We start from the raw sequence: 10,362 nt of genomic DNA, 5'->3' as shown, positions 1-10,362 counted from the left end.
CGCGTTTCAGAAGCCTCTCGTCTGAAGTGGAATGGAACAGGGCCGCGCCCTTGGTCAAAGGACACGGCCCTTCTGTAGAATGGGGCGCAGGGGACGAGTCCCCTGCAAAAGGAAAAAATCAGCTGCGGCGGACGAGGGTGCCTGCGCCGCGGCGCGTGAAGATCTCCAGCAGCATGGAGTGCGGTACGCGGCCGTTGAGGATGACGGCGGCGTCCACGCCCTTCTTCAAGGCATCGATGCAGGTCTCGATCTTCGGGATCATGCCGCCCTGAATGGTGCCGTCCGAAATCAGGCCGTCGATCTTGGCGGGCGTCAGGTCGGTCAGGAGGTTCTTCTCCTTGTCGAGCACGCCCGGCACGTCGGTCAGCAGGAACAGGCGCGAGGCCTTCAGCGCTCCGGCGATGGCACCGGCCATGGTGTCCGCATTGATGTTGTAGGTGTTGCCATCCGCATCGACGCCGATGGGGGCGATGACCGGGATGACGTTGGACTGGCGGAACATGTCCAGGACGGTCACGTCAACGATGTCGGGTTCGCCGACGTAGCCCAGGTCGATCACCTTCTCGATGTTCGAGTCGGGGTCGCGCTTCGTGCGGGTGACCTTGCGGGCGGTGATGAGGTGGGCATCCTTGCCGGACAGGCCGACGGCGGTGCCGCCCGCCCGGTTGATGTGGTGGACCACTTCCTTGTTGATGGAACCGGCCAGAACCATCTCGGCGATGGCGGCGGTCTCGGCGTCGGTGACGCGCAGGCCGTCGATGAAGTTGGAGCGGATGTCGAGGCGCTCGAGCATCTTGCCGATCTGCGGGCCGCCGCCGTGCACCACCACCGGGTGGATGCCGACTTTCTTCAGCAGGACGATGTCCTGCGCGAACGCCTCCGCCAGATGGGATTCGCCCATGGCGTGGCCGCCGTACTTCACGACGAAGGTCTTGCCCGCATACTTGCGCAGGTAAGGCAGGGCCTCGATGAGGGTTTCCACCTTCCCAAGGTCAACGGGATCGGGGTTGTGATTGTTGGTGTTGTCCGTCAACGCTGATCTCCCGGTACGCGGCACATGCGGCGCGTCGCCAAAACATCTCCGGTCCGCAGGCGATTCGCCGTGCAGCCTTCGGGTGCGCCATAGCGGGGAAACACTCAGTGCGCCAGCAGTTCCGTCACGCCAACGTATTTTGCTGTCCGCCGCCGTTGCAAGCGCGCGACAGGAAGGCGGTCAGAGGCACAGTTCGGGAAAGTTTGTCGCGCGCTGTGAGGGGGTGAAGGGCCCCCTCGCACACGAAAGACTCAGAACGAGGAGAAGGCGAGGCTGGCGATGACGGCGCGGATGCCGTCGATGCCCCAGCCCTTGGCCGAGCTGGTGGCCAGCAGTTCGGGGTGGCAGGCGGTGTGCTTGCGCGCGACGGCCTCGACGGCGGCAATGGCCTTCTCGGCCTCATGCTTGTTCAGCTTGTCCAGCTTGGTGAGGATGAGCTGGTAGGAGACGGCCGATTCGTCGAGCAGCTTCATGATCGGCAGGTCGGCGTCCTTCACGCCGTGGCGCGAATCGATCAGCACAAACACGCGCTTCAGGACGGGGCGGCCGCGAAGATAGGTGCGGATCTGGCGCTGCCACGCCTCGACCACGGGCTTGGGCGCTTCGGCATAGCCGTAGCCGGGCATGTCGACGAGGCGCAGCGCCGGGCCTGCGGGATCGCCCACGTCGAAGAAGTTCAGCTCTTGCGTGCGCCCCGGCGTGGTGGAGGTACGCGCCAGGCCGTTGCGGTTGGTGATGGCGTTGATGAGGCTGGACTTGCCCACGTTCGAGCGCCCGGCGAAGGCGATCTCCGGGCAGATGGCCTCCGGCAGGAATTCCACCCGCGGCGCGGAGAGCAGGAAGGTGACCGGACCGGCAAACAGCCGCCGCCCGGCCTCGATCATCTCGGGGTCGTTCTGCGCGCTCAGCGGCTCGTTTGCGGTGATCTCGGTCATGTCATTTCCTAATTGATTGCTTGGCCGGGGCTGGAAAGGGTGAAGCCGGAAAACTTCGGGGAGCCTGAGTGCTCAGGCTCCCCAGAGAACTCAGGCCCGGTTGCCCTTGCGCTTCTCGGCCTTGGCCTGGGCCTTGGCCTGGGCCTTGGCGGCCTGCGCGGCTGCCCGCTCCTTGTCGTGACGCTTCATCAGAGCCCACTGCTGGAGGATGGAGAGCAGGTTGTTGACGGTCCAGTACAGCACCAGACCGGCGGCGAACGGGGCAAGGATGAAGGTGAAGATGATCGGCATGAGGCCGAAGACCTTCTGCTGCACCGGATCCACCGGCTGCGGGTTCAGCTTCTGCTGCAGATACATGGTCACGCCCATGATGATCGGCAGGATGCCGATGGCGATCATCGGCGGCGGCGTGAACGGCAGCAGGCCGAACAGGTTCACCGGGGTGAGAGGATCAGGCGCGGAGAGGTCCTTGATCCACAGCACGAAAGGCTGGTGGCGCATTTCGATGGTGACGAACAGCACCTTGTAGAGCGCGAAGAACACCGGGATCTGCAGCAGGATCGGAAGGCAGCCGCCCAGCGGGTTCACCTTCTCCTTCTGGTACATCTCCATGATGGCCTTCTGCTGGGCCTGCTTGTCGTCCTTGAAGCGCTCCTGCAGGTCCTTCATCTTCGGCTGGAGTTCGCGCAGGCGGTTCATGCTGGCGTAGGACTTGTTGGCCAGCGGGAACATGATCGCCTTCACGACGACGGTCAGGCCGATGATGGCGAGGCCGAAGTTGCCGAACAGCTTGTACATCCAGTCCAGCACGGTGAAGATCGGACGGGTGAGGAAGTAAAACCAGCCCCAGTCGATGGCGCGGTCGAACAGCGGAATGCCGTACTGCTCTTCGTACTTGTCGATGAGGGCGACTTCCTTCGCGCCTGCGAACAGGCGGATGGTCTGCGATTCGGTGCCGCCGGCGGCAACGTTCAGCGCGCCGGTCAGGAAGTCGGCCTGGAAGGCATTCGGGCCGAAGCTGCGGAACGCGCCGGTGAACGGCGTCTTCTGGTCCGGCACCATGGCGGCGAGCCAGTACTTGTCGGTGATGCCGAGCCAGCCGCCGGTGGTCTGGAACTGCTGCGGGCCGTCCTCGACCAGATCCTCGTAGTCGGCTTCCTCAAGCGTTCCGTTGAACACGCCGAGCGGGCCTTCGTGCAGCACGAAGTAGCTCTGGCCCTCGGGCAGGTTGGTGCGGGCGATGCGGCCGTAGCCGTTGACGGCGACCGGGCCGCCCGCGGCGTTCTGAACGCTCTGGGTGACGGAGAACATGAAATCCTCGTCCACCTCGAAGCGCAGGCGGAAGGTCTGGCCCTGGCCGTTGTCCCACGACAGGGTGACCGGCTTGCCCGGGGCCAGCGTCTCGGCGTCTGCGGTCCAGACCGTGTCGCGGCCCGGCAGGGCGAGGCCGCCGGCGGCGGTCCAGCCGAACTCGGCATAATAGGGGTGCGCCGCGCCGGTGGGCGAGAACAGGGTAATGTTGGGCGAGGTCTTGTCGACCGTCTCGTGATACTGGGTCAGCAGCAGATCATCGATCCGCGCGCCCTTCAGCGAGATGGAACCCTTCAGGTTCGGCGTGTCGATGGCGACGCGCGGCGCGCCGCTGATGACGGTCTCGCGCGGGAGCACGGTCGGCGACGGCGAATCGGGGCCGGTAGCCTGCGGCGACGTGGGGATCACGCCTTCCTGTTCAACAACGGCAGCGGCACGCTGCTGCTCTTCGACCTGGGGCTTCACGAAGAAATAGTCCCAGCCCACGAGGAGCAGGACCGACAGAAGCATTGCCAGGATCAGATTCTTTTGATCGCCCACGTCATTACCTTTGTACGGGTGGATGATGTACGTCTTCGCGCGGAGGCACCGGATCGAAGCCATGACCACCCCACGGGTGGCAGCGCGCTATGCGTTTAGCGGCCAGCAACGAGCCGCGCCACGGCCCATGCAGCCGCAGGGCTTCCAGTGCATAGTCGGAGCAGGAAGGAGAATAGCGGCAGGACGGCGGCATAACGGCCGAGAACGACCATTGCCACAGCTTCACCATCATGCCGAGTACGCGCGTGACCATAGGCTGGCTATCCTTGTGCCCGCCGCTCATGTCAATGCTGCGCCAACTTTCGCAAGGCCCGCTCCATATCCGACACCAGGTCGGAATAGGCGCGCGTCAGGCCGCCGCTGCGGCCGATCAGCACGTAGTCTGTTCCCGCAATGGCTTTGGGCGCGAGAATCTCGCGAGCAAGGGCGCGCAGACGTCGTTTTAAACGATTGCGTACGACCGAGGTGCCAACCCTCTTGGTCACGGTAAAGCCGACGCGAGGTGGCCCCGCGTCCGGCTGGTTCCCGTTGGCCTGATCGCGCGTCTGGCTTTCGTCCGGCTGATCCGGCGCACGGCCCGGTGCATCCGGGCGCTTGCGTACCAGCAAAACGAAACCGGGCGCCGACCAGCGACGCCCTCCGTTCGCCGCCAGGAAATCCTGGCGTTTGCGTAGCTTTTCGAGCTTCAAGGTCTTGCCCCCTTGTGTTTACTGGGGGGGCAACCCCCTTAGGCCGACAGCTTCTTGCGACCCTTGGCCCGGCGATTAGCCAGAACCTTGCGGCCACCAGGGGTAGCCATACGGGCACGGAAACCATGACGGCGCTTGCGCACCAGACGGCTCGGTTGATAAGTCCGCTTCATAACACGTCCTCAAGGACAAATAGCTTCGGTTCGCGAATGAGCGCTGGCCTATACCGGTGGCAGACAGACGAGTCAACAAGTGTGGGCCATTGTACCGGACATTCCTGGCGGAACGCCTTGGGAAAGCCATGTTCCGGCGCACGCGTCGCGCCGGCGGTCCGGGCATAAAGGGTAGGGCGGCAGGGACCGTTTGCGCAGAATCAGAACGAAACGGTAGGATTTTTGCCGCTGGCGGCTTTCTGCCGAATTTTATGATTAAGCCTAGCTTTACAGGTTCGCATTAAATATCTACGCGGAATAGTTGATGGTAAGTAGTTTCTTGTGATCCCGGGGGAGCTGTTCGTGCGAACAGGGGGGAAAAGTTGCAAGACAATGAGCAAGCTGGAGCACGGCGGAGGTCCCGGCGGGCGGCCAAACGGCTGATCCGTTCCGATTCCTATACCCCCGCTCTGTTCCGCAGGCACTTCACGTTTCCGGTGGTCGGGGCGCTGGCGCTCGCGATCAGCGGCTTTGCCCTGCTGTTCAACTGGTCGGTGACGACGCAGAACCGGCAGGCGCGTGAAACCACGACGATGATGGTCCAGACGGGTCTGGACCTGACCCGGGAAAAGCTCGCCAGAAACGCCCGAATTCAGGCCTACTGGACCGAGGCCTACGAGAACACGGTTGTTCGCTTCGATGCGGACTGGGCCGCCTCCAACTGGGGCGCATGGCTGGAAGATGCGGGGATGTCCTTCGTCTTTCTGGTCGGCCCGGATGATGAGTCGCTGCACTCGGTCATCGACGGGCAGCTGGGGCGAGATGAGCCCACCCTGCACCTGTCCCCGGCGGTCAGGGATCTGCTCACCAACGCGCGCAAGGCGGCCAACGGTGCGACCGTGACCGATGTTCTGCTGTTCAACGGGGTGCCCGCGCTGGTGGCCGCCGCCCGTGTGACGCCAGAAGTCGAGGGCGCGGCCACGGCCGAGAGCCAGCATGTCTTCCTGCTCGGCAAGCGGATCGACGAGAAGGTGCTGGGCGATCTGGCCGCCACCTATCACATCTCCGCCCTCTCCTTTCGCGCTCCGGCAGAGGATGGCCGGACCTATTGCAGCATCGACATCGTCTCCAATGCCGGGGTGGTGCTGGGCCGGATGTACTGGCCCGCCGAGAGCCCGGGCAACGACCTGCCGTCCCTGTTCTGGACCCTGGCCGTGATAATGCTGCTCGGCCTGACGCTCCTCACCTGGTTCATTCTGCGTAACAGCCGCCATATCGTGCAGCTGGTGGCGGCCAGCGAGGCCCGTGCCCTGCGCATGGCCCAGCGCGATGCGCTGACCGGGCTGGTCAACCGCTCACGCTTCCGGTCCATGCTCACCCAGGCATACAACCGCCTGCACCCCAGCGATTCGCCGATCGGTGTCCTGTTCCTCGATCTGGACGGCTTCAAGCCGGTCAACGACAAGTTCGGTCACTCGGCGGGCGATGAACTGCTGCGTCAGGTGGCCCGTATCCTGAAGCAGGAGACCAAGGGAATGGCCGTGGCCGCCCGGCTGGGCGGCGATGAATTCGCGATTCTCATCCATGGCCGGCCCCAGCCCGAGACCGCCGAGATGATCAGCGGGCGAATCTGCACCGCCCTTGCACAGCCGCTGCCCGCCGCCGGAACGGAGGTGAAGGTCGGCGCGAGCATCGGCATCGCGTTCCTCGGCCCCGAGGATGGCGACCCGGCCGATGTGCTGCGCCGCGCCGATATCGCCATGTACGAGGCGAAGAAGATGCGCGGCGGAGTGCGGGTCTACTCCGAGGAGATGGAAGAGCTGGGCCGCCGGCGCCGCAACCAGCTGCTGGCCTTCCGTGCGGCTGTGGACAACGGGACGCTCGGCCTCGTCTATCAGCCGCAGGTTTCCCTGCGTGACGGCCGGGTGCTGGCCGTGGAGGCGCAATTGCACTGGAGCCTGCCGGGCCAGTTGCCGCTCTCACCCAACGACCTGATGGCACTGGCGGAGGAAAGCGGCACGCTCGACCGGGTGACGCTGTGGATGCTGGAAGAGGCCTGCTCCAATGCCCGCGACTGGCCGGATCTGGCCGTTGCCATCAACATTGCCGCTCCGCAGCTGCGCCAGCCGGAGTTCGCCGGATTCGTGGAGGACGTGCTGGCCCGCACCGGCCTGTCCGCCAGCCAACTGGAGCTGGAGGTGCCCGAGGTCGCCTTCAATGGCCATTGCACGGCCACCCGGCGCACCCTGACCGCACTGTCAGGACTGGGCGTGCGGCTGGTGCTGGATGGATTCGGCACCGAGCGGGCCAGCCTTGCGGCGCTCAAGAATTCGCAGTTCGTCAAGATCAAGCTGGACCGGAGCCTGCTGCCCCATGCCAGCTGGAGCGACAACGCCCGCGCGCTGCTCTCCGCGCTCGGCACGCTGGGCCGCAGCCTCGGCGTGCCGGTGGTGGCGGATGGCGTGGAGACAGAAAGCAACGCCGTGATGGTGATGGCGTGCGGCTGCGCGCTCGGGCAGGGCTTTTATTTCAGCGGGCCGCTGACCGCAGCGCAGGTGGCCAGCCTGAACCGCGAGGGCGAGCGGCTTGCCTTACCCTCCAGCCGCTGGGTCGTCTCCTGACGGGAGGGCGAGGGCAAGGCGGCAATCAAAAAGCCGCATGGTAAGTGCGGGCTGCCATTTTCCTTCCGCAACGCACCCAAAGAGCGGATAGTGCGCCGAGTCTGCGCGGCCGGCGTTTCGCCGATGGCCGCCGCAGGGCGTTTCTGATGTTCCCCGTAGCATTCGGTAGTTTCTTGCATGACGAACGTATCTTCATCTCCTCCGTCCGCCAACGCTCCCGCGTCCGGGCTGGCCTTCTCTCTCGTTGCGCTTCTGGGCATCCTGACCGCCTTCGGACCGATGGCGATCGACATGTATCTGCCGAGCCTGCCTGCCATGAGCGCGGACCTGGGCTCGAACATGGCCGATGCGCAGCTGACCGTGGCCAGCTTCCTGGCCGGTCTGGCGGCGGGACAGCTGATCTATGGTCCGCTGTCTGACCGGATGGGACGGCGCCCGCCGCTGATGGTGGGGGTGATTCTCTATACCATCGCCTCGGTGGGCTGCGTGTTCGCCACCAGCATGGACTCGCTGATCGTGCTGCGATTCGTCCAGGCGGTCGGCGGCGCGGCGGCCCCGCTCATCGCCCGTGCGGTGATTTCCGACCGGTGCAGCGGCATCGAGGCGGCGCGCGCCTTCTCCCTGCTGATGCTGGTGATGGGTGCCTCGCCGATTCTGGCCCCGACGCTGGGCGGCCTCATTCTGATGGTGGGCGGCTGGCGCACCATCTTCTGGGTGCTGACGGCCTTCGGTCTGGTGGCGCTGGTGTGGGCGTTCATCGCGCTGCCGGAGACCTTCCCGGCGGAGAAGCGCAACAGCCGCCCGAAGGAGAGCATGCTCAAGGCCTTCGGGCAGGTGCTCTCCAACCGGGAGATCCTGCGCTTTGCCATGCTGGCGTCCCTCGGCAGCGCGTGCCTGTTCACCTATATCAGCAATGCCGCCAACGTGATGATCGGTACCTACGGCATTGACCCCACGTTCTTCGGGTACGTGTTCGGCCTCAACGCCTGCGCCATCGTCGGCTCCGCCCAGATCAACCGGATGCTGCTGAACCGTCATACGCCGCTGAAGATCGTGCAGGCGGCCAACATGGCGCTGCTGGTGCTGGCGGCCCTCATGCTGATCGGCGCGGTGACCGATTATGCCGGCAAGTTCGGCGTGCTGGTGCCCATGTTCTTCATCATGGCCTGCATCGGCCTCACCAATTCCAACGCCACCGCCATGGCGATGGACGTGGACCGCGGCCGCGCGGGCACCGTCTCCTCGTTCGTGGGCTTCATGCATTTCGCCATGGGCGCGCTGTTCGCCTCCGTGACCGGCGCGCTTGCGGACGGTACGGCCCGGCCGATGGCGGGCGCCATTCTGCTGGCCGCGATTCTGGGCGCCGTCACGCTGCGCCTGATTCACCGGGCGCGGCGGTTGAAGGCCGCAACGGTTTAACCCATTCTGGAGCCATGAAAGAGGATCGCTTCACTGACATTCCCGGCCTGAAGGTGGGCCACGCCCATGATGCGGCGGTGCGCACGGGCGTGAGCGTTATCCTGCCGGACCGGCCGGTCACCATGGCGGTGGACGTGCGCGGCGGCGGCCCAGGCACGCGGGAGACCGACGCGCTGGCCCCGCACACGCTGGTGGAGCGGTTCCACGGCCTCGTGCTGTCAGGCGGGTCGGCCTTCGGCTTGGGCGCGGCGGATGCGGTGACGGCGTGGTTGTCGCACCGGGGCGTGGGCTTGCCGGTGGGCGGACGGCCGGTGCCGGTGGTGCCTGCCGCGATTCTGTTCGATCTTTCCAACGGCGGAAACAAGGACTGGGGCATGACCCCGCCCTATCACCGCCTTGCGCTGGAGGCGTGCGCGGCGGCGGGGACGGACTGCCCGCACGGCCCGGTAGGAGCCGGATATGGAGCAAGGGCCGGATCGCGCCCCGGCGGCATCGGCACGGCCAGCATCCAGTGCGAGCGCACCGGCTGGCGGGTGGCGGCGCTGATCGCGGTGAACAGCTTCGGGGAGGTCTATGCAGGCGAGCCGCCGCTGGATGCGCCGGTTGCCCTGCCCAAGGCGGCGATTGCGGGCACCAACACCACCATCGGCGCTGTTGCGACCGACGCGCCGCTGACCAAGGCGCAGACCCAGAAACTGGCGCAGATGGCGCAGGACGGCCTGGCCCGGGTCATTCGCCCGATTCACACGCCGTTCGATGGCGACACCCTGTTCGCTTTGGCGACGGGCGAGGCTGACCGTGACACAGCAGGGGTTCAGCCGCTGGATCTAGCGGTGCTGGGCACGCTGGCAGCGGACTGCGTTGCACGCGCCGTGCGCCGGGGCGTGGGCCTCTGATCCGCACGCGCCGCCGGCAGGGAACGGGAGTTCCCTGCGCAGGACATCTCGGTTTTGCTGGAAGCTGCTTTAGCGCGGCTGGTTGGCCTGAAGCGGGCCGAGGGCCGACTGATGCGCGGCGGTTGCTTCATCGATGCGGCGCAGTAGCTGTCCGGCTTCCCGCAGCGTGGCGGAGACATCCACGCCGCTGGCGGCCAGCACAGCGAGGTCACCGGTGACGCGGGTCACGGCATCGCGAATCTGCTCAAAGCGGGCGGCGGACTGGTTGAAGCGGGTCAGCTCCATCTCGGCCGTGGCCCATGCCTCTGATGCAGGCGCGGCGTTGCGGGCGGCATTGGCGGCGGCTTCGGCGGCGGTGCGCTGCTTGTTCCAGCTCTCCTGCGCGGCGTTGAAATCCCGCTGCTCCTCGGCAAGGCGGGTGGCGACGGCGGCCACGTTCGGTGCGGCCGCGCTTGCTCCGGCGGGCTGTGCCGCAACGGCTGGAGAAGCAGCCTGAGTGCCGGTCGCCTGAGTGCCGGTGCCCTGCGTAAGGGCGGCGATGCTCTGCGGCTCGGCAAGGGCAACCTGATCGTTGCAGGTGCCGGCCTGCCGTTCGGCGGGCGTCTTCAGGCTGGGCCAGTCACCTTCCATGTTGGCGCAGGCGGCCAGCGGCATGAAACAGGCGAGGGCGGCGAGAGTCGATACGGTGCGGGTCATCATGGCGGGCACCCTAATCCATTTTGTCACGGACTGAAAACAGACAGTGCGGGGGAAAGGCTCCCACCTT

10 protein-coding genes are annotated in these 10,362 nt (G+C 65.8%); 3 read left to right on the top strand and 7 right to left on the bottom strand.

What is annotated here, in order from left to right; all coding sequences use genetic code 11:
* Positions 1 to 118: 118 nt before the first annotated feature.
* From argB to rpmH, 6 genes are all read right to left on the bottom strand, one after another.
* Positions 119 to 1,033 (bottom strand): acetylglutamate kinase, encoded by a 915-nt coding sequence (gene argB / locus VIG90_RS05430; protein ID WP_331592445.1) that lies wholly within the window; start codon positions 1,031 to 1,033, stop codon positions 119 to 121.
* A gap of 251 nt (positions 1,034 to 1,284) precedes the next feature.
* Positions 1,285 to 1,968 carry a ribosome biogenesis GTP-binding protein YihA/YsxC gene (gene yihA, locus VIG90_RS05425; protein ID WP_331592444.1) on the bottom strand — a complete coding sequence of 228 codons (684 nt, stop codon included), beginning with the start codon at positions 1,966 to 1,968 and terminating at the stop codon, positions 1,285 to 1,287.
* Positions 1,969 to 2,058: 90 nt separating this feature from the next.
* Entirely contained in the window at positions 2,059 to 3,819 is a 1,761-nt protein-coding gene (gene yidC / locus VIG90_RS05420; RefSeq protein ID WP_331592443.1) for a membrane protein insertase YidC, read from the bottom strand.
* 4 nt (positions 3,820 to 3,823) lie between these two features.
* Positions 3,824 to 4,072 (bottom strand): membrane protein insertion efficiency factor YidD, encoded by a 249-nt coding sequence (gene yidD / locus VIG90_RS05415; RefSeq protein ID WP_331592442.1) that lies wholly within the window; start codon positions 4,070 to 4,072, stop codon positions 3,824 to 3,826.
* Positions 4,073 to 4,103: 31 nt separating this feature from the next.
* Positions 4,104 to 4,508, bottom strand: coding sequence for a ribonuclease P protein component (rnpA, locus tag VIG90_RS05410; RefSeq protein WP_331592441.1), 405 nt, complete (start codon positions 4,506 to 4,508; stop codon positions 4,104 to 4,106).
* 38 nt (positions 4,509 to 4,546) lie between these two features.
* On the bottom strand, positions 4,547 to 4,681 hold the full coding sequence (gene rpmH, locus VIG90_RS05405; protein ID WP_331592439.1) for a 50S ribosomal protein L34: 135 nt from the start codon (positions 4,679 to 4,681) through the stop codon (positions 4,547 to 4,549).
* 362 nt (positions 4,682 to 5,043) lie between these two features.
* Between rpmH and VIG90_RS05400 the strand changes: the two genes are divergently transcribed.
* From VIG90_RS05400 to VIG90_RS05390, 3 genes are all read left to right on the top strand, one after another.
* The gene (locus tag VIG90_RS05400) at positions 5,044 to 7,281 is read left to right on the top strand and encodes a putative bifunctional diguanylate cyclase/phosphodiesterase (protein WP_331592438.1); all 2,238 of its coding nucleotides are present in this window, start codon (positions 5,044 to 5,046) and stop codon (positions 7,279 to 7,281) included.
* Positions 7,282 to 7,458: 177 nt separating this feature from the next.
* Positions 7,459 to 8,700: a multidrug effflux MFS transporter gene (locus VIG90_RS05395; protein ID WP_331592437.1), complete on the top strand. Its 1,242-nt coding sequence runs from the start codon at positions 7,459 to 7,461 to the stop codon at positions 8,698 to 8,700.
* A gap of 14 nt (positions 8,701 to 8,714) precedes the next feature.
* Positions 8,715 to 9,596: a P1 family peptidase gene (locus VIG90_RS05390; protein ID WP_331592436.1), complete on the top strand. Its 882-nt coding sequence runs from the start codon at positions 8,715 to 8,717 to the stop codon at positions 9,594 to 9,596.
* Between the two features lie 69 nt (positions 9,597 to 9,665).
* Here VIG90_RS05390 and VIG90_RS05385 read toward each other — a convergent pair whose 3' ends face one another.
* On the bottom strand, positions 9,666 to 10,295 hold the full coding sequence (locus tag VIG90_RS05385; RefSeq protein WP_331592435.1) for a hypothetical protein: 630 nt from the start codon (positions 10,293 to 10,295) through the stop codon (positions 9,666 to 9,668).
* Between the last annotated feature and the right edge of the window lie 67 nt (positions 10,296 to 10,362).

Origin of the sequence: Pedomonas sp. (assembly GCF_036515995.1) — a bacterium.
In the GTDB taxonomy this organism is placed as follows: domain Bacteria; phylum Pseudomonadota; class Alphaproteobacteria; order Sphingomonadales; family Sphingomonadaceae; genus Pedomonas.
This window is presented reverse-complemented; position numbering and strand designations above follow the sequence as displayed.